This window comes from Stenotrophomonas sp., from assembly GCF_032099025.1.
Lineage (GTDB): Bacteria > Pseudomonadota > Gammaproteobacteria > Xanthomonadales > Xanthomonadaceae > Stenotrophomonas.
Genome location: NZ_DAMCID010000013.1, coordinates 56,590 through 73,471, shown reverse-complemented (window position 1 = coordinate 73,471; position 16,882 = coordinate 56,590). Strand labels below are relative to the sequence as shown.

Genomic DNA, 16,882 nt, shown 5'->3' with positions numbered 1-16,882 from the left:
AATACCGCTCCCCACGTGTCTGGCCCCACCCCCCATGTCCTTTGAATCCCATGGCCCCGCGCCGTGCGACGACGCCGACGGCCATCTGGTCACCGCCGGTCCGCTGACCCCGCCGCCGGACAGCGCCGGAACCGTGGCCGACGAGAAGGCCCTGCGCCATTCCGTCGCCGAGGACGTGCAGGGCATGATCCTGGCCACGCTGGTGGCCTCGCTGGGCCTGGCCATCTTCGCCAAGGGCGGGCTGATGATCGGCGGCATGGCCGGTCTGGCCTTCCTGGCCCATTACGCCTTCGGCTGGAATTTCGGCCTGGTCTTCGTGCTGGTCAACCTGCCGTTCTACTGGGTCGCCGTGCGGCGCATGGGCTGGGAGTTCACGCTGAAGACCTTCGCCGCCGTCACTACCTGCGGCGTGCTGACCGACCTGCTGCCGCGCTGGGCCGACTTCGCGCACATGAGCTCGCTGTATTCGGCGCTGGTCGGCGGTGCACTGGCCGGCCTGGGCATCCTGTTCTACATCCGCCACCGCGCCAGCTTGGGCGGCATCGGCATCCTGGCGGTGTACCTGCAGCGCACCCGCGGCTGGAGCGCCGGCAAGGTGCAGATGTCGTTCGACACCCTGCTGATGGGCGTGGCCTTCTTCGTGCTCTCGCCCGACAAGGTGATGTACTCGGCGATCGGCGCGGTGGTGCTCAGCTTGGTGCTGATGTTCAACCACCGGCCCGGGCGGTATATGGGGGTGTGAAGCGGCCCCCGCGGCGGTAGTGCCGGCCGCTGGCCGGCCCCTCGCGCTGCAGCCCGCGTAGTGCCGGCCGCTGGCCGGCTCCTCGCACATCCGGGTCCGTGCGGGGCCGGCCAGCGGCCGGCACTACCGTTCGGCCCACGGCGGGGGAATCTTTGCCAACCGTTTGTAGACCGGGCAATCCGGGCTGTGTGCGCCCGGTAGATACCCCAGGCTCATCAGGAACTCACCGGTGATCTCACCGCCGGTGAAGCGGAACGTCTTCTTGAACAGCTTCACCCACTCGGCCTTGTCGCGCGGGTGGTGTGCATCGAGCCAGCCGGCAAAGCTGCCGTGGCTGGCCCGCAACTGCTGGATCACCTGCGCATTGTGGATGGCCGCATGCACCTTCAGCCGGTTGCGGATGATGCCCGCATCGTTGAGCAGGCGTTCCACGTCGCGTTCGCCGTAGGCAGCCACGGTGTCCACGTCGAACTGGTCGTAGGCCGCGCGGAAACCCTCGCGCTTCTTTAGGATGGTTTCCCAGCTCAGCCCGGCCTGGTTGATTTCCAGCAGCAGCCGCTCGAACAGTTCGCGTTCGTCGCGCTGCGGGAAGCCGTATTCGTGGTCATGGTAGTGACCGTGCACCGGGTGACCGGGGGCGATGAGGCAGTAGCCGCTCATGGGTGCTGCTCCTTGGGGGCAGGTTCGTCGACATTCTGCGCGCTGCCACCGGGAACCGTGATGCGGGGCCAGCGGGAGCGGGACAGTTCGATCTGGCCGGCGAGCAGGGACTCCCTGCTGGCCTCTGCGTCATCCCCGGCGCGGCTGCCGTAGAACATCAGCGACCCTGCATCCCGCCAGGTGCCGTTGTCGCGGGTATGCAGGCTGCAGCCTGGCGCCAGATGCTCGGGCACCCTGCACAGCAGCACGTCGTCCACACCGTCTCCATCCAGGTCGCGCCGCAGGGCGACGCACGTCGCGCCCAGCTCAAGGCACTCCGCGGCATTCAGTTTGCGGTCCAGCAGCGCGTGCCACCAGTCCGTATCGGGTGCCGGCAGGCTGCCGGGCACGGTGACCTGGCGCTGCAGGACGCCCAGGTCGCGAACGCCGTCGTCGATGTCATCCATCTGGCTGCCGCTCCAGTGCGATTCCTGCGCCAGCGCCGCGCTGATCACCCTCGCCGCACGCGCATCGCCGCTGAAGCGTGGGTCGCGCTGCAGATCGCGCAGCGCTTCCACGCCACGCCGCCCCAGCTCGAAGCGCAGGGCGACCACGTCCCGGGTATCGACGGCGGGTGCGGCCGCCTGCATTCGTGCCAGCTGGCTCGCCACGCTGATGCGCACGCCATCGAGTACCGGCGAGTTGGCCAGCAGGGCCGCGCCGAGTACCGTCCAGCACATCCAGCGGTTGACCGTTTCGATCGGCTGCAGCCAACGCCCGCGCCGGCGCAGCACCGACTGCGCATAGCCCAGCGCATAGCCACAGACCAGCAGCACCACCAGCACCCCCCAGAAGCGTTCGAGCGTCCAGCCGTACTGCGCGATGCGCAGGCCGACGGCATACAGCGCAAGCCCGGCATAGAGCGGCAAGGTCAGCAGGCTGGCATCCACCAGGCGGCGCAGCCACAGCGGGTAGGCCGCGCGGTCGTTGTCATGCTGGTACACCGCATTGACGAATGCCACCAGCAGCAGCGATACGGTCAGCAACAGGGTCGTGGCGGAACGCGTCCGCCACAGCGCGTCCAGCCCGGTAAAGGGCAGGCTGAGCACGAACAGCACGGCAATGAAGGACAGCAGCGGCAGCAGGCCGCGGCAGATGGCAAACAGCACTTGGCGCGTGACCTGGATGGCCCGGTGCTGGGTGCGGCCGATGAGCACGCCGAAGCCGAACAGCGAGCCGGTGGCCAGTGCGATGAAGGCCTCCTCGCGGAACAGGTCGCGGAAGAAGCGCACGTCGACCAGCTGGAACAGCGCCGACCACAGCCACAGCAGCAGCCAGGTCAGGCCGGTGAAGGCCACGGCGAGCGCCAGGGTCAGCCCGTTCTGCCAGGCGCGTTCGAACAGCGCATCGTAGCTGGCGCGCCAATGGCCGTGCTGCAGGCGGAACTGCCACCACGGCAGGGTGACGAATACGGCAACGGCCATGCTGATCGAGAAGGGCCACAGCAGTGCGCCATCGCTCAGCCCGGTAGCACCGCCGCCCAGGTTCCAGCCAATCCAGCTGGCAAGGGCCAGCACCACCGCCGACCCCACCACGGCGTGCAGCCACAGCCGGCGGTCGCGCAGCTCCACCAGGGTGAGCGCCAGCGCGGTGGGAATGGTCAATACCCAGCTGTACCAGCAGTAGCGCCCGCTGATGTGATTGAACGGCCAGCTGTCTGCGACTTCCTGCGCGGCGTACAGCATCAGGCCCTGCAGCAGCGCGATCAGCACGATGGTGCTGCGCGAGGCCAGCGGGAGGGGCGGGTGGTGATTCATGATGCGCATCCTTGCTTGAGTGGTGGCATCGTAGCCGAGGGCTCACGCCCGTGCCGATGCCCAGCGGTTAGAATGGGCCCATGTCCGAGCTGTCCATTTCCCTTGCCCATCACCTCCTGGTCGCGCTGCCGTCGCTGACCGATCCCACGTTCGCACGGAGCGTGGCGCTCGTCTGTCAGCACGACGCCAGCGGTGCCATGGGCGTGCTGGTCAACCAGCCGTCGGAATACACCTTGGGTGATGTGCTGGCGCAGATGGACATCCAGACCGACGATCATGACCTGCGTGGCCAGGTGGTGCTCAATGGCGGCCCGGTGCACCCGGAGCGGGGCTTTGTGATCCATGACGACGCGCGCAGCTGGGAGTCCAGCCTGGAGGTCGGCGAGGGCGTGTTTCTCACCACCTCGCGCGACATCCTGGAAGCCATGGCGCGTGGCGAGGGCCCGTCCCACGCGCTGGTCACGCTGGGCTGCGCCGGCTGGAGCGAAGGCCAGCTGGAAAGCGAGATCGCCGAGAACAGCTGGCTGACCGTCCCCGCCGATGCGGAACTTCTGTTCGCCACGCCGCTGGAACAACGCTGGCAGGGAGCTGCCTCGCGCATCGGGGTGGACCTGTTCCGGCTCACCGATTACAGCGGCCATGTCTGAGCCGGCCACCATCCGCCGCGACGGCACCGTGCTGGGCTTCGATGTGGGCTCGCGCCGGATCGGCGTGGCGATCGGCAGCTCGTTCGGCACCCATGCCCGCGCCATCGCGGTGGTGGACGTGCACGGCAATGGCCCGGACTGGACGGCCGTTGAACGCCTCATCAAGGAATGGCGTCCGGACGGACTGGTGGTGGGCGACCCGCTCACCCTGGACGGCCAGGACCAGCCCAACCGCAAGCGCGCGCAGGGCTTCGCCCGCCAGCTGCGGGAACGTTTCAAGCTGCCGGTGGTGCTGATCGACGAGCGTTCCAGCTCCGTCGAGGCGGCACGCCGGTTCGCGGTCGAACGCGCCGAAGGCCGCAAGCGTCGTCGCGACGCGGCGACGCTGGACGCGGTGGCCGCTGCGGTGATCATCGAGCGCTGGTTGTCCTCGCCCGACGATGCCACTCCCGTTTCCTGACGCACAGACCCTGCCATGACCGCCTCGCAACTCGATTCCGACGGACGCCTGCGCCACCTGTTGACCCTGGAGGGTCTGCCCCGCGAAACCCTGTTGGCGCTGCTCGACCGCGCCGGCCAGATCCGCGATGCGGCGGTCGGCCGGGTGGGCAACAAGCGCCATGTGCTGGGCGGGTCGGCGGTGTGCACGCTGTTCTTCGAGCCGTCCACCCGCACCCGCAGTTCATTCCAGCTGGCCGCCCAGCGGCTGGGCGCGGACGTGTTGAATTTCGACGCCTCCACCTCGTCCACGCGCAAGGGCGAGACGGCCTGCGACACGCTGAAGAACCTGGAAGCGATGGGCGTGCGCGGCTTTGTGGTGCGTCACCCCGACGACGGCGCGGTGGCCGACCTGGCGGCCGCGGCGGGTGAGGGCACCGCACTGATCAATGCCGGCGACGGCCGCAGCGCGCACCCGACCCAGGGCCTGCTCGACATGCTGACGCTGCGCCAGGCCAAGGGCAGTGACTTCTCGAAGATGAAGGTGGTGATTGTCGGCGACGTGAAGCATTCGCGCGTGGCCCGCACCGACCTGCATGCGCTGCGTACGCTGGGCGTGGGCGAGATCCGCGTGTGTGGCCCGCAGTCGCTGCTGCCGGACGATGAGACGCTGAAGGGCTGCATCGTCGGGCAGGATTTCGACCAGATGCTGGAAGGCGCCGACGCGCTGATGATGCTGCGCCTGCAGCGCGAGCGGATGGAAGAGGGTCTGGTGCCGTCGATCGAGCAGTATCACGCCCAGTACGGGCTCAACGCCGAGCGCCTGAAGCGCGCCGGCCAGGACGCCGCGGTGCTGCACCCGGGCCCGATCAACCGCGGCGTGGAGGTCACCGACGAGGTGGCCGACGGCCCGCAATCGTGGGTGTTGCGCCAGGTCGCCAACGGCGTGGCCGTGCGCATGGCGGTGCTGGAGACGTTGTTGGGGTGAAACACGCCCGTAGTGCCGGCCGCTGGCCGGCTCCAAGGATTGCATCAGGATGCCCGTAGTGCCGGCCGCTGGCCGGCTCCAAGGGTTGCATCAGGATGCGCGTAGTGCCGGCCGCTGGCCGGCTCCACATGAACCCATCATCGCGAGGAGCCGGCCAGCGGCCGGCACTACGGGCGACGGTTCATGGGGTGATTGGCCAGATGCACCATGCATAGGGGTAGTCACCCAACTGTTCTGTCATGTGGGCGCGGATGGGATTGGCCATGATGTACATGGCATGTTCGCGAAGTGAACGGTCAGAACGAACCGCATGGTCATGATATCCAGGCTGCCATAGCGTGCCGCCACGCGAATGCAGTCGGTTCAGTCCCAGCGCACTCGACGATTTGAAACGCCTTGCCACGTCTGCCAATGGCGTTTCACCCAGTTCCAGCATCCAATGGACGTGGTCGGGCATCACCACCCAAGCGAGCGATCGCGCATGGCCACCGTGGTCAATGTCGCGGAGACGGTCCATCACGATTTCGGCTGCCGCAGGGTCATCGAACCATCGCCGCCGGTAGTGGCAGACCGTCGTCAGGATGTAAGTGTGGCCGACCATCGAGCATCGACCTCGGCGTAGTTTTGACGAGCTCATGCCGCATATTGGATTGCATCGGAGAAGCGCCCTAGTCGGTAAGCGCCGCAGCGTTGAGTCACCAAAGCACCCATGGACCCGTAGTGCCGGCCGCTGGCCGGCTCCTCAAGGGGGTGTCCGGGCGTGCGTGGAGTCGGCCGCTGGCCGGCTCCTCAGGGGGGTGTCCGGACGTGCGTGGAGTCGGCCGCTGGCCGGCTCCTCAGGGGGTGTCCGGACGTGCGTGGAGCCGGCCGCTGGCCGGCTCCTCAGGGGGTGTCCGGATGTGCGTGGAGCCGGCCAGCGGCCGGCACTACGGTGTGCCTGGAGCCGGCCAGCGGCCGGCACTACCGGCGTGCCTGCGCGAACACCCATTCCCACATCGCGGCATCCGCATACGTTGCGTCCCACGCGTTGTGGTTGCCCTGCGGGTATTCGGTGTATCGCACGTCTGCCGCGCCGGCACGGTCGAACGCGGCCTTCAGCCTGCGGTCGTCGTCGGGCAGCACCACGTCGTCCTGCGCGCCATGGAACATCCAGATCGGCGTGGACTTCAGGCGGTCGGCGATCGCTGCGTACGGATCTGCCTCGTCCGCCACCGACTCGACGAACAACGACGCGCGCACCGCATGCGGTGCCAGCACCGCGCCGCAGACCGGTACGATCGCGGCGAAACGGGTCGGCTGCTCCAGCGCGATATTCCAGCTGCCGTAACCGCCCATCGACATGCCGGTCAGGTACTGGCGCGCGGGATCAGCACCGAATTCGGCCATCGTGGCATCCAGCGCGGCCAGCGCGATGCGGTTGTTGAGGCCGGACCACTCTCCGTCATCCGGCACCTGCGGCAACACCACCAGGGCCGGGAACGTCCGCGCCTGCGTACGCAGGTACGGCCCCAGGCCGGCCTGGGTCTGGCGGCGGCCGTCACTGCCACGTTCACCGGAGCCATGCAGGAACAGCACCACCGGCAGCGTGCCGCGCTGCGCCTGTGCGTCGCGTGGCACGAACACCTGGTAGCGCGACGCATGGCCGTCCACGGTCACGGTGCGCTCCACGAAGTGACCCTTGTCGGGTGCACGGGTCGAGGCACATCCGCTCAAGGCGAGCATCGCAACCACCCACACCCACCATCCCGCGCGCTGTCGTGCCATTGCCTGTCCTCGACTGAAAGCGTTTTCAGTCTAGAGCCCGACGGGCACCCAGGCATCTTGCAGTGCATCAGTCCGGTCGCGGTGCTGCGGCCAGGATGTCCAGGTGTTCAATCGCCTCGGGGTGGCCGTCGGCGGCAGCGGCCTGCACCTGGGCCAGGCTTGGGTGGACCACCAGCAGGATCGGGTTCTCGCACTGCGGGCAGTCGAACTCGGCCTCGTCGTCGTGCAGCTCCATGCTCATCTGGCGCGAGGTGCCCTGCCATTCGCAGGCGGGGCAGGTATGGGTCTGCTCGCGCCAGCCGGCGGCGAAGTAGTTGTCGAGGGTCAGGGCCATGTCGTGGTTACCAGGTCAGTGCAGCAGGATCAGGGTGGCCAGGCCGAGGAAGCTGAAGAAGCCCATGACGTCGGTGACCGCGGTGACCACCACGGTGCCGGCCACGGCCGGATCCACGTTCATGCGCTTGAGGAGCAGCGGCAGCAGCACGCCCGCGAGCGCCGCAGCGCAGAAGTTGATGATCAAGGCCATCGTGATCACCAGCGACAGCAGGAAACTATGGAACCAGATGTAGGCGATCACGCCCACCACGGTGCCGATCAGCGTGCCGTTGATGAGCGCGACCCGCGATTCCTTCCACAGCAGGATGCGCGCGTTGCTCTGCCCCACCTGGCCCAGCGCGATGCCGCGCACCATCAGGGTCAGCACCTGCACCGCCGCGTTGCCGCCGACGCCGGCGACGATCGGCATCAGCACCGCCAGCGCCACCACCTTCTGCAGGGTCAGCTCGAACTGGCCGATCACGGTGGCCGCCAGGAAGGCGGTGCACAGGTTGATGCCCAGCCAGACCACGCGGCCGCGCACGGCGCGCTTGATGGGCGAGAACAGATCCTCTTCCTCGTCCAGACCGGCGGCGCCCAGCGCCTGGTGCTCGGCCTGCGAACGGATGATGTCGACCACGTCATCGATGGTGATGCGGCCGAGGAGGATGTTGTTGTCGTCCACCACGGGCGCCGACACCCAGTCATGGTCGGAGAACTGGCGGGCGACCTCGTCGGCGCTCTCGCCCACGTCGATGGCCGGCTGTTCGTCGTCGATCAGCCGGTTGATCGGAGTGTTGTCCTCGTGGGTCACCAGCGCGGCCAGCGACAGCCGGCCCAGGTACTGGTGGCGGCGGCTGACCACGAACAGGTGGTCGGTGTGGTCGGGCAGTTCGCCGCGCAGGCGCAGGTAACGCAGCACCACGTCCACGTTGACGTCGGCGCGCACGGTCACCACGTCCGGGTTCATCAGGCGGCCGGCGCTGTCTTCCGGGTAGGACAGGACCTGCTCGAGCCGTTCGCGGTTCTCGCGGTCCATCGACTTGAGCACTTCATCGATGACCGTATCGGGCAGGTCTTCGACGAGGTCGGCAAGGTCATCGATGTCCAGGTCTTCGACCGCGGCGATGATTTCGTCCGGGTCCATGTCGGCCAGCAGGCTTTCGCGCACCTCTTCGCCGACGTGGACCAGCACCTCACCGTCGTCTTCCGGATCGACCAGCCCCCACACCACCTCGCGCTTGCCCGGCGGCAGCGACTCGAGCAGGTTGCCGATCTCGGCCGGCGCCAGCGTATTGACCAGCCGGCGCACCGGACCCAGTCGCCCGCTGTCCAGTGCATCGGACAACAGTCGCAACTGGCGCGCCGTCTTGTCGTGGCGTACGGCTTCGGCCATGCACAGCTCCCGCGGGGAAAGAAAAAGGCCGCTATCCCGTACAGGATGCGGCAGAGGGGGTGGTCACCGCGTCATTATCGCTTGGATGCATGACAAACAGGTAGGTCAGCACTGTTGGTGCGGACGCGCAGCGGGTCACGACCAACGGTCGTGACCTACCGGGGTGTTCATTGGTGGGTCTCGATCCAGCGTTCGATACCACGGCGGTCGCGCGCGGCCAGCAGCTTCGGCGCGGCGGCCTGCAACGCGCCCAGGTCGCTCTCGCGCACGGCGCGGCGCACTTCCAGCAGCGTGCCCGGGTGCAGGCTGAACTCGGTCAAGCCCAGGGCCAGCAGCAGCCGGGTCATGCGCGGGTCGCCGGCGATTTCGCCGCAGACCGCCACCGGCTTGCCGTGCTCGCGGCCGGTGCGCAGGATGTGCGACAGCAACCGCAGCACGGCTGGATGCAGCGGCGAGTACAGCTCGCCCACTGCTTCGTTGTTGCGGTCGGCGGCCAGCAGATACTGCACCAGGTCATTGGTGCCGATCGACAGGAAGTCGACCAGGTCGATGAAGCTTTCCAGCGCGATCGCCGCGGCCGGCACCTCGATCATCGCGCCGAACGGAATGCGTTCGGCGACCTCGAGGCCTTCGGCGCGCAGCAGCTCGGCCTGCCTGCTCAAGCGCCGGCGTACCGCCAGCACTTCCTCGCGGGTGCTGACCATCGGAATCAGGATGCGCACCTTGCCGTACGCCGAGGCGCGCAGGATCGCACGCAGCTGGGTGTCGGCCACCTTCGGCCGGGCCAGCGACAGGCGCACGCCGCGCAGGCCCAGGGCGGGGTTTTCCTCGTTGCTCAGGGTCAGGCCGGTGCGGTCGGCCTTGTCCGCGCCCAGGTCGAGGGTGCGGATGGTCACGGGACGGCCGTTCATGCCCAGCGCGGCGTCGCGATAGGTCTCGAACTGTTCCTGTTCGTCGGGCAGTTCGTCGCGCTGCAGGAACAGGAATTCGGTGCGGTACAGGCCCAGGCCGTGCGCGCCGAGCGCATGCGCCTCGGTGACGTCGTCACCCGATTCGGCATTGGCCAGCAGGGCGATGTCGACGTTGTCGCGGGTGCGGCTGGGCTTGCTGCGCAGCCGGCCCAGTTCGCGCTGTTCACGGGCCTGGTCGCGCAGCCGCGCGCGGTAGTCGCGCAGGTCCGGCGGCAGCGGGTTGACGGTGATGCCGCCGGTGCTGCCGTCGATGCCCAGTACGTCGCCATCGGCGATCCGCTGCAGCACGCCGGGCACGTTGACGATCAACGGCAGGTGCAGGCTGCGGGCGAGGATGGCGCTGTGCGACAGCGCGCTGCCGCCGGCGGTGACGATGCCCACCACGCCGTGGGCCTGCAGCTGCGCCACTTCGGACGGGGCGATGTTGTCGCAGACCAGGATTTCCCCGGCCAGGCCCTTCACGTCCGGCGGCCGTTTCTGCAGGAAGGCATGGATGCGCCCGATCACATGGTCCAGATCGTCCATGCGACTCTTCAGGTAGGCATCGTCCATGCCGTCGAAGACCTTGGCCAGGCGGTCGCGCTGCACGCGCAGCGCATAGCCGGCGCTGTACGGGCCGCTGCGGATCAGCTCATCCAGGCCGAACAGCAGCTCCGGGTCGTCCAGCAGCAAGGCGTGCAGGTCGAGGAATTCGCCGACTTCCTGGTTCAGGGCGCCATGCAGGCGCAGGCGCAGGTCGTGCATTTCCGCACGGGCCGCGTCCACGGCCTGGTGCAGCCGCTGCAGCTCCGCCTCGACCTTGGCCGGGGCGATACGCTGTTCGGCCACGTCCAGCGCGTGCGGCAGGCGAACCCGGGCGCGGCCGAGGGCGTTGCCGCGCGAGGCGCCGTGGCCGGACAGCAGCAGGGCGCCGGACGCGGTCCGTGCCGGTGCGCTGGAACCCGATCGCGACGGCGGCCCCGGCATGCTCAGTTGTCCTCGTCGAAGCGTCGCTCGAACAGGGCCACTACGGCGTCCATGGCGGCCGCTTCATCTTCGCCATCGATGCGCACGGTAACGGGGGTGCCCTGGCCGGCGGCCAGCAGCATCACGCCCATGATGCTCTTGGCGTTGATCTGGCGGCCGCGTGCGGTCATGGTCACGTTGCTGCGGAAGGGCGCAAGCTCCTGCACCAGCTTTGCAGTGGCGCGGGCATGCAGGCCCAGGCGGTTGGATACGGTGAGTTCACGTTCAAGCATCGTCGACAATCGCTCCATTGCGAGTGCCCGCCGCGGCAGTGGCGGGCAGTTGATCCAGTCCCTGTTCCGGATAATTCATCACCCGCAACAACATCGGCAGGCTCAGCGCCGAAACCCGGCGAGCCGGGGTGCCCAGACGGGCCAGTTGCCCGGCCAGATTGCTGGGGCTGGCGCCGTACAGGTCGGTCAGGATCAGCACGCCCTGTCCGCTGTCCACCCGGCGCAAGGCGGCCGAGGCGAGCGGGAGCAGGACGTCCATATCTGCGTCGAACGGTACTTCGAAAGCTTCGGTCTTCAGCGGCAGGTGCCGCAGCAGCCGGGTAGCCACGTCCAGCAGCGACGTGCCAACGCCGGGATGAGTTACGAGGAGAATGCCACAGGTCATTGTCGAACGTTAACATCCCAAGATGAATTGGGGCTATTCCTGTTCGCGATGGAATGTGGCCACTTCCGGCCAGCCCTGGTCACGCGCATGCCGTGCCAGCCGTTCGGCCAGGTACACGGAACGGTGCTTGCCGCCGGTGCAGCCAAACGCCACGGTCACATAGCTGCGGGTGTCGTTGCCCAGCCGAGGCAGCCAGGTGTCCAGGAAATCGATCAGCTGGGCCACGTACTTCTGCACGTCCGGCTGCGCTTCCAGGTAATCACGCACGCCGGCGTCGCGCCCGGACAAGGAACGCAGCTCCGGGTCCCAGTGCGGGTTGGGCAGCACGCGGGCATCGAAGACGAAGTCGGCTTCGGCCGGCACGCCGCGCTTGTAGGCGAACGATTCGAACAGCAGCGAGAGCTTGTTGCCGTGGCTCAGCGCGAACTCGGTCACCACCTTGCGGCGCAGCTGGTGCACGTTGAGCGTGGTGGTGTCGATCACCGCGTCGGCGGCGCGGCGCAGCGGCGCGGTCAGCTCGCGCTCGCGCGCGATGGCCTCGGGCAGCGACAGCCCCAGCTGGCTCAGCGGATGGCGGCGACGGGTGTCGGCGTAGCGCTTGAGCAGGGTTTCATCGGTGGCATCGAAGAACAGCAGCTGCGCGTCCAGCCCGGCGGCCTTGGCGTCTTCGCGCCAGTGCGAAAGCTGGCTGAGGTCGCTCTGGCCGCGCACGTCGATGCCCACGGCAAGACGCCGCGGTGCATCGGCATCATGCCCGGCCAGCAGGCTGCGCACGAAGTCGGGCAGCAGGTTGATCGGCAGGTTGTCCGAGCAGTAGTAGTCCAGGTCCTCGAAGGTCTTCAACGCGACCGTCTTGCCGGAGCCGGACAGGCCGCTGACGATGATCAGCGTGGCGGCGGTCACTTCGGGGGCGGGGGTGTTCATGGGGTGCGGCGCTCGAGCAGGTTGCTGTGGCGGGCAATGAACATGGCCGCCGGGTCGATGCCCTTGGTGCGCAGGATGTGCAGCCGGGTGGCCGCCTCGGTCAGCACCGACAGGTTGCGGCCGGGCATGACCGGCAGGGTGATCAGCGGCACGTCCAGGTCCAGTACGTGGCGGGTGCCGGAGTCGCCGGTGAGACGCTCGTAACCATGCGGGGTGGGTTCGGTCATGGGCTTGGTCAGGTGCACGATCAGCCGAAGGTACTTGTTCTTCTTTACGGCGGTATCACCGAACATCTCGCGCACGTTGAGCACGCCCAGCCCGCGCACTTCCAGCAGGTCCTGCAGCAGTTCGGGGCAGGTGCCATCCAGCACGTCCGGGGCGATCTGGGTGAATTCGGGCGCATCGTCGGCCACCAGGCGGTGGCCGCGGCTGAGCAGCTCCAGGGCCAGCTCGCTCTTGCCCGAGCCCGCCTCGCCGGTGATCAGCACGCCGATGGAGTAGATCTCCATGAATACGCCATGCAGGATCACCCGGGGCGCGAGTGTGCGGGCCAGGTGGTAGGACAGGTGGTTGAGCAGTTCGTGGCCGCGCTTGGGTGAAATCCACAGCGGGGTCTGCGATTCGTCGGCCGCCGCGCGCAGGTCTTCGGGGCAGGGCTGGTTGCGGGTGATGACCAGCGCCAGCGGGTGCGACTGCATGATCCGCTCGATGGTCTCCCAGCGCTGGCGCGAATCCAGCGAGTCCAGCCAGGACAGCTCTTCGGTACCGAGGATCTGCACCTTGTTGGGGTAGATCGCGTTCAGGTACCCAGCCAGCGAGGGGCGGCGCGAGACGGTATTGCCGGCTTCCAGTTCGCGGCGCTCGCCTTTCTGGCCGGCCACCCAGCGCAGGGCAAGGCGGTCGCGTTGCTGCTCGAACAACTCACGCGCGGTGATGCTGGTGTTCATGCGGCACTCGCCGGCGGGGGGAATTCGATGACCTGGCGCAGTGCCTGCCCGTCGCGCGCGTCGCGCAGCGCCTGGCGGATGGCCGGCTCGGAGAACAGCTCGGCCAGCTCGGACAACAGCATCAGGTGTTGATGGGTGTAGTGGGCGGGAACGGCAATGGCGAACACCAGGTCCACGGGCTCGTCGCCACCGAATTCCACCGGCTGCTCCAGCCGAAGCAGGGCGCCCCGGGGGCGTTCCAGAAGCGGTGCACGGCCATGCGGGATGGCGATGCCGTGGCCGATCGCGGTGCTGCCCAATTGTTCGCGCTGGCACAGGTTCTGGTAGATCAGCTCGGCGTTGGCTTCGCGGCAGGCCAGAAGTCTGGCGGCGGCCTTCAGCACGCTGTCGCGATCGGCGGCCGGCAGCACCTGGGTGCGCACGGCCGCCAGTAGATCAGTCAAGGGCATATCGGGGTGGGAACGAGGGCGTCAGCCGACATTGTCGCCCAAGGGAGCGGGAACCGGGGCGTGCAGGTGCTTTTTCTCCTTGTACTTGATCACCGCCTGGTCGAGCTTGTCGGCCAGGATGTCGATGGCGGCATACATGGTCTGGCCATCGGCCTTGACGTGGAGGGCCTTTCCGGCGAGGGTCACGTCGGCGTCCACGTGATGCTGGGTCTTGTCCAGCTTGAGTGTCACCCGGATCTGGCAGTGCTGGTCGAAGTGCTTTCCGACCCGGCCCACCTTTTCCTGCACGTAGCTCTGCAGGGCGGGGGTAACTTCCACGTTGCTGCCATACGTCTGGATTTCCATCGGTTCTTCTCCTCTTCGGATGTGCCAATGAACCTTCCCGCCCGGCGCGGTGGAGCGTCAGGCGATGCGTACTCTTTCGTGCGAGGCGGAAATGTTCATGGCCTCACGATACTTCGCAACAGTGCGCCGCGCCACCGGTATTCCCGATGTTTTGAGCAGGTCAGCCAGCTTGGCGTCAGAAAGCGGCTTGCGCGGATTCTCGTCGTCGATCAGGCGCCGGATCATGGCCTGGATGGCGGTGCTGGAGGCCTCGCCGCCGCTGTCGGTGTCGATGCCTGACGCGAAGAACGCGCGCAGGGGCAGGGTGCCGCGTGGGGTGCGCACGTATTTGCGGGCGATGGCCCGGGAAATGGTCGATTCGTGCAGGCCCAGCTCGGCCGCCACCTCGCGCAGGGTCAGCGGACGCAGCGCCTGCCCGCCGAACTCCAGGAAGGCGGCCTGCTGCTGGAGCAGGCAGCGCATGACCCGCAGCAGCGTCTCGCCGCGGGCTTCCAACCCCTTGAGCAGCCAGCGGGCCTCCTGCAGGTGGGTGCGCAGGTAGCCGGCGTCGCTTTCGCCACAGCGGCGGATCATCTGCTCATAGCCGCGGTGAATGATGACCTTGGGACCGGCGTGGCCGGCCAGGGCGGCGCGCCAGGTGCCGTTCTGGCGCCAGACCACGCAGTCGGGCACCACGTAGCTGTCGTGGGTCAGTTCGCCGATCTGGGTGCCCGGGCGGGGATCCAGCGAGCGCAGCAGCTGCACGGCCGTTTCCACCGCCTCCACCGGCTCGCGGAGTTCATGGGCGATGCCGTTCACGCCGCTGCGCGGCAGGCGCTCCAGCGGGCCGTCGGCGATACGGCGGGCGAGGGCCAGGCCGGGCGTCTGCGGGTCCAGCACGTCCAGCTGCAGCAGCAGGCATTCGCCCAGGCTGCGCGCGCCGACGCCGATCGGGTCGAAGCGCTGGATCTGGTGCAGCACGGTGACGATTTCGGCCTCGTTGGCGTGAATGGCCGGCAGCAGGGTCTCGGCGATGGCCGACAGCGGCTCGCGCAGGTAGCCGTCTTCTTCGAAGGCGTCGATCAGGGCCGCGCCGATGCTGCGGTCGCGGCTGGACAGATGCGACAGGTGCAGCTGCCACAGCAGGTGGTCGGCCAGGGTTTCGGTCTCGGCCACGCGTTCGGCGGCGCTGCCGTTGTCGTCATCGTCGAACGATCCGCCGCTGCTGCCGCTGCTCCAGTCGCCTTCGCCCGGGGCCCAGTCATCGGCGCCGGAGGGCGCCTGTTCACCGTGGTCGTCGCTGCCTTCGGCGCTTGCCGGGGGGCGTTCGTCGTCGCCCGACGGTATCTCCAGTGTCGGCTCGGCGTTCTCGGCCCAGTCCAGCAGCGGATTGGTTTCCACCGCTTCGGCGATCTCCAGCTCCAGTTCGGCGCTGGACATCTGCAACAGCTTGATGGCCTGACGCAGCTGTGGCGTCATGACCAGTTGTTGTCCCAGCGATGTCTGCAGCCGTGCTTTCATGCCTGTGCCGAACGGAGGGAAGGCGACGCAGCGGCCGGGCATCAGAGCTTGAAGGTGTCTCCAAGGTAGACGCGACGGACGTCGGCGTTGTCCAGGATCGCGTCCGGTGCCCCCTGCGCCAGTACGCTGCCTTCGTTGAGGATATACGCGCGGTCGCAGATTCCCAAGGTTTCGCGGACATTGTGGTCCGTGATCAGCACGCCGATGCCGCGCTGCTTGAGGTGAGTGACGATGCGCTGGATCTCGCCGACCGAAATCGGGTCGACGCCGGCGAACGGCTCATCCAGCAGGATCAGGCGCGGTCGCGCGGCCAGGGCGCGGGCGATTTCGCAGCGACGGCGCTCGCCGCCGGACAGGCTGGCGCCCATCTGGTCGGCCACGTGGTTGATCTGCAGTTCGTCCAGCAGCGAGTTCAGTTCCTTCTCGCGGCCGGCCTTGTCCAGGTCCTCGCGCAGCTCCAGCACCAGCCGGATGTTGTCGGCCACGCTCAGCTTGCGGAACACCGACGGTTCCTGCGGCAGGTAGCCCACGCCCTGCTTGGCGCGGGTGTACATCGGGTCGGCGGTGATGTCCTTGCCGTCGAGCACGATGCTGCCGGCGTCGGCCTCGACCAGGCCGACGATCATGTAGAAGCAGGTGGTCTTGCCGGCCCCGTTGGGGCCGAGCAGGCCCACCACTTCACCGGCGTCCAGGGTCAGGCCGAAATCCTTGACCACTTCGCGCTGCTTGTAGCGCTTGCGCAGGCCTTTGGCGACGAGCATTACTTCTTGCTCCCGGCAGTGGGGACGGTGGCCTTGGCCGGGGTGGCCGGCTTGGCGGCCGGGGCGGCACCCTTGTTCTTGGGCGGGATGACCGTGCGCACACGGCCCGCTTCGCCACCACCCCCGCTGTTCATCTCGCCGGTGCGGGTGTTGTAGACCATGCGCTGGCCGCTGTTGGTGCCCTGGGCGCTGACCACTTCGTAGTTGCCGGTCAGGGTGATGATCTCGCCCTTGATGTCGTAGTCGATCTTGTCGGCGCGGGCGTTCATGGCGCTGCCGTCATCCAGCTGCTGCTTCATGGTGGCCTGCTTGCCGGTGAAAATCGCCCGGACGGCTTCGCCATCCTTCATGTGGACGTCGGCCTGGGCGGCGCGGATATCCAGCGTGCCCTGGGTGATGACCACGTTGCGCGACAGGGTGATGACACCGTCGCCGAGGAACGACCCGGACTGCGCATCGGATTCGATGGTCATTTCCTGGTTGCGGTCGGTGCTCTTGGCCTGCACGGCGACGGCGGGAACCATCAGGATGAGGGCGAATGCAGCGGCGTGGAGGATCTTCATGACGTGGGGCTTTCCTGCCAGATTCGGGGAAACGGCCAAGGCCGTTGCTGGAG

Annotated in this window: 20 protein-coding genes; 4 read left to right on the top strand and 16 right to left on the bottom strand. The window is 67.8% G+C overall.

Features of this window, described 5'->3' with window-relative positions; translation table 11 throughout:
* Window positions 1-34 precede the first annotated feature (34 nt).
* Window positions 35-742, top strand: a complete 708-nt coding sequence (locus RT456_RS11160) for a YitT family protein (protein ID WP_313346443.1) — start codon at window positions 35-37, stop codon at window positions 740-742.
* A 123-nt stretch (window positions 743-865) separates the two neighbouring features.
* On the opposite strand, the gene RT456_RS11155 is transcribed toward RT456_RS11160, so the two are convergent.
* The gene (locus RT456_RS11155; RefSeq protein WP_313346440.1) at window positions 866-1,402 is read right to left on the bottom strand and encodes a DNA-3-methyladenine glycosylase I; all 537 of its coding nucleotides are present in this window, start codon (window positions 1,400-1,402) and stop codon (window positions 866-868) included.
* Entirely contained in the window at window positions 1,399-3,198 is a 1,800-nt protein-coding gene (locus RT456_RS11150) for a DUF4153 domain-containing protein (RefSeq protein WP_313346437.1), read from the bottom strand. Before RT456_RS11150 ends, RT456_RS11155 begins: the two co-directional genes overlap by 4 nt.
* An 80-nt stretch (window positions 3,199-3,278) precedes the next feature.
* Here RT456_RS11150 and RT456_RS11145 point away from each other — a divergent pair, with 80 nt between their 5' ends.
* The 3 genes from RT456_RS11145 to RT456_RS11135 are packed head-to-tail and all read left to right on the top strand — an operon-like array spanning window position 3,279 to window position 5,271.
* Entirely contained in the window at window positions 3,279-3,845 is a 567-nt protein-coding gene (locus RT456_RS11145; protein ID WP_313346434.1) for a YqgE/AlgH family protein, read from the top strand.
* Window positions 3,838-4,305 (top strand): Holliday junction resolvase RuvX, encoded by a 468-nt coding sequence (gene ruvX / locus RT456_RS11140; protein ID WP_068849771.1) that lies wholly within the window; start codon window positions 3,838-3,840, stop codon window positions 4,303-4,305. Before RT456_RS11145 ends, ruvX begins: the two co-directional genes overlap by 8 nt.
* A gap of 15 nt (window positions 4,306-4,320) precedes the next feature.
* Complete coding sequence (locus RT456_RS11135) at window positions 4,321-5,271, top strand: aspartate carbamoyltransferase catalytic subunit (protein ID WP_313346431.1); 951 nt, start codon at window positions 4,321-4,323, stop codon at window positions 5,269-5,271.
* A 181-nt stretch (window positions 5,272-5,452) separates the two neighbouring features.
* Here RT456_RS11135 and RT456_RS11130 read toward each other — a convergent pair whose 3' ends face one another.
* From RT456_RS11130 to lptA, 14 genes are all read right to left on the bottom strand, one after another.
* Complete coding sequence (locus tag RT456_RS11130; RefSeq protein WP_313346429.1) at window positions 5,453-5,872, bottom strand: transposase; 420 nt, start codon at window positions 5,870-5,872, stop codon at window positions 5,453-5,455.
* Window positions 5,873-6,231: 359 nt separating this feature from the next.
* Window positions 6,232-7,035: a prolyl oligopeptidase family serine peptidase gene (locus RT456_RS11125; RefSeq protein WP_313346426.1), complete on the bottom strand. Its 804-nt coding sequence runs from the start codon at window positions 7,033-7,035 to the stop codon at window positions 6,232-6,234.
* Between the two features lie 67 nt (window positions 7,036-7,102).
* Entirely contained in the window at window positions 7,103-7,369 is a 267-nt protein-coding gene (locus tag RT456_RS11120) for a hypothetical protein (protein ID WP_313346425.1), read from the bottom strand.
* 15 nt (window positions 7,370-7,384) lie between these two features.
* Window positions 7,385-8,746 (bottom strand): magnesium transporter, encoded by a 1,362-nt coding sequence (gene mgtE / locus RT456_RS11115; protein ID WP_313346422.1) that lies wholly within the window; start codon window positions 8,744-8,746, stop codon window positions 7,385-7,387.
* A gap of 167 nt (window positions 8,747-8,913) precedes the next feature.
* Window positions 8,914-10,683: a phosphoenolpyruvate--protein phosphotransferase gene (gene ptsP, locus RT456_RS11110; protein WP_313346419.1), complete on the bottom strand. Its 1,770-nt coding sequence runs from the start codon at window positions 10,681-10,683 to the stop codon at window positions 8,914-8,916.
* A gap of 2 nt (window positions 10,684-10,685) precedes the next feature.
* Window positions 10,686-10,955: an HPr family phosphocarrier protein gene (locus tag RT456_RS11105; RefSeq protein ID WP_313346416.1), complete on the bottom strand. Its 270-nt coding sequence runs from the start codon at window positions 10,953-10,955 to the stop codon at window positions 10,686-10,688.
* Entirely contained in the window at window positions 10,948-11,340 is a 393-nt protein-coding gene (locus RT456_RS11100; RefSeq protein WP_313346413.1) for a PTS fructose IIA subunit family protein, read from the bottom strand. The genes RT456_RS11105 and RT456_RS11100 overlap by 8 nt, the downstream gene beginning before the upstream one ends.
* 33 nt (window positions 11,341-11,373) lie before the next feature.
* Window positions 11,374-12,264, bottom strand: a complete 891-nt coding sequence (gene rapZ / locus RT456_RS11095) for an RNase adapter RapZ (protein WP_313346410.1) — start codon at window positions 12,262-12,264, stop codon at window positions 11,374-11,376.
* Window positions 12,261-13,211 carry an HPr(Ser) kinase/phosphatase gene (hprK, locus tag RT456_RS11090; protein ID WP_313346407.1) on the bottom strand — a complete coding sequence of 317 codons (951 nt, stop codon included), beginning with the start codon at window positions 13,209-13,211 and terminating at the stop codon, window positions 12,261-12,263. Before hprK ends, rapZ begins: the two co-directional genes overlap by 4 nt.
* Window positions 13,208-13,660, bottom strand: coding sequence for a PTS sugar transporter subunit IIA (locus RT456_RS11085; protein ID WP_313346404.1), 453 nt, complete (start codon window positions 13,658-13,660; stop codon window positions 13,208-13,210). The genes hprK and RT456_RS11085 overlap by 4 nt, the downstream gene beginning before the upstream one ends.
* Window positions 13,661-13,681: 21 nt before the next feature.
* The gene (gene raiA, locus RT456_RS11080; RefSeq protein WP_313346401.1) at window positions 13,682-14,005 is read right to left on the bottom strand and encodes a ribosome-associated translation inhibitor RaiA; all 324 of its coding nucleotides are present in this window, start codon (window positions 14,003-14,005) and stop codon (window positions 13,682-13,684) included.
* 57 nt (window positions 14,006-14,062) lie between these two features.
* Window positions 14,063-15,505: an RNA polymerase factor sigma-54 gene (locus RT456_RS11075; RefSeq protein ID WP_313346399.1), complete on the bottom strand. Its 1,443-nt coding sequence runs from the start codon at window positions 15,503-15,505 to the stop codon at window positions 14,063-14,065.
* 41 nt (window positions 15,506-15,546) lie between these two features.
* The gene (gene lptB, locus RT456_RS11070; protein WP_313346396.1) at window positions 15,547-16,266 is read right to left on the bottom strand and encodes an LPS export ABC transporter ATP-binding protein; all 720 of its coding nucleotides are present in this window, start codon (window positions 16,264-16,266) and stop codon (window positions 15,547-15,549) included.
* Window positions 16,266-16,829, bottom strand: a complete 564-nt coding sequence (gene lptA, locus RT456_RS11065) for a lipopolysaccharide transport periplasmic protein LptA (protein ID WP_313346393.1) — start codon at window positions 16,827-16,829, stop codon at window positions 16,266-16,268. The genes lptB and lptA overlap by 1 nt, the downstream gene beginning before the upstream one ends.
* Window positions 16,830-16,882: the final 53 nt, after the last annotated feature.

What these genes read in the sequence shown, in the direction of transcription:
- rapZ (WP_313346410.1), bottom strand. Translation starts at nt 12,264, where the DNA reads ATGAACACCCCCGCCCCCGAAGTGACCGCCGCCACGCTGATCATCGTC.
- RT456_RS11130 (WP_313346429.1), bottom strand. Translation starts at nt 5,872, where the DNA reads ATGGTCGGCCACACTTACATCCTGACGACGGTCTGCCACTACCGGCGG.
- RT456_RS11155 (WP_313346440.1), bottom strand. Translation starts at nt 1,402, where the DNA reads ATGAGCGGCTACTGCCTCATCGCCCCCGGTCACCCGGTGCACGGTCAC.
- ruvX (WP_068849771.1), top strand. Translation starts at nt 3,838, where the DNA reads ATGTCTGAGCCGGCCACCATCCGCCGCGACGGCACCGTGCTGGGCTTC.
- RT456_RS11150 (WP_313346437.1), bottom strand. Translation starts at nt 3,198, where the DNA reads ATGAATCACCACCCGCCCCTCCCGCTGGCCTCGCGCAGCACCATCGTG.
- raiA (WP_313346401.1), bottom strand. Translation starts at nt 14,005, where the DNA reads ATGGAAATCCAGACGTATGGCAGCAACGTGGAAGTTACCCCCGCCCTG.
- lptA (WP_313346393.1), bottom strand. Translation starts at nt 16,829, where the DNA reads ATGAAGATCCTCCACGCCGCTGCATTCGCCCTCATCCTGATGGTTCCC.
- hprK (WP_313346407.1), bottom strand. Translation starts at nt 13,211, where the DNA reads ATGAACACCAGCATCACCGCGCGTGAGTTGTTCGAGCAGCAACGCGAC.
- RT456_RS11100 (WP_313346413.1), bottom strand. Translation starts at nt 11,340, where the DNA reads ATGACCTGTGGCATTCTCCTCGTAACTCATCCCGGCGTTGGCACGTCG.
- RT456_RS11075 (WP_313346399.1), bottom strand. Translation starts at nt 15,505, where the DNA reads ATGAAAGCACGGCTGCAGACATCGCTGGGACAACAACTGGTCATGACG.
- RT456_RS11145 (WP_313346434.1), top strand. Translation starts at nt 3,279, where the DNA reads ATGTCCGAGCTGTCCATTTCCCTTGCCCATCACCTCCTGGTCGCGCTG.
- ptsP (WP_313346419.1), bottom strand. Translation starts at nt 10,683, where the DNA reads ATGCCGGGGCCGCCGTCGCGATCGGGTTCCAGCGCACCGGCACGGACC.
- RT456_RS11105 (WP_313346416.1), bottom strand. Translation starts at nt 10,955, where the DNA reads ATGCTTGAACGTGAACTCACCGTATCCAACCGCCTGGGCCTGCATGCC.
- RT456_RS11120 (WP_313346425.1), bottom strand. Translation starts at nt 7,369, where the DNA reads ATGGCCCTGACCCTCGACAACTACTTCGCCGCCGGCTGGCGCGAGCAG.
- lptB (WP_313346396.1), bottom strand. Translation starts at nt 16,266, where the DNA reads ATGCTCGTCGCCAAAGGCCTGCGCAAGCGCTACAAGCAGCGCGAAGTG.
- RT456_RS11135 (WP_313346431.1), top strand. Translation starts at nt 4,321, where the DNA reads ATGACCGCCTCGCAACTCGATTCCGACGGACGCCTGCGCCACCTGTTG.
- mgtE (WP_313346422.1), bottom strand. Translation starts at nt 8,746, where the DNA reads ATGGCCGAAGCCGTACGCCACGACAAGACGGCGCGCCAGTTGCGACTG.
- RT456_RS11160 (WP_313346443.1), top strand. Translation starts at nt 35, where the DNA reads ATGTCCTTTGAATCCCATGGCCCCGCGCCGTGCGACGACGCCGACGGC.
- RT456_RS11125 (WP_313346426.1), bottom strand. Translation starts at nt 7,035, where the DNA reads ATGGCACGACAGCGCGCGGGATGGTGGGTGTGGGTGGTTGCGATGCTC.
- RT456_RS11085 (WP_313346404.1), bottom strand. Translation starts at nt 13,660, where the DNA reads ATGCCCTTGACTGATCTACTGGCGGCCGTGCGCACCCAGGTGCTGCCG.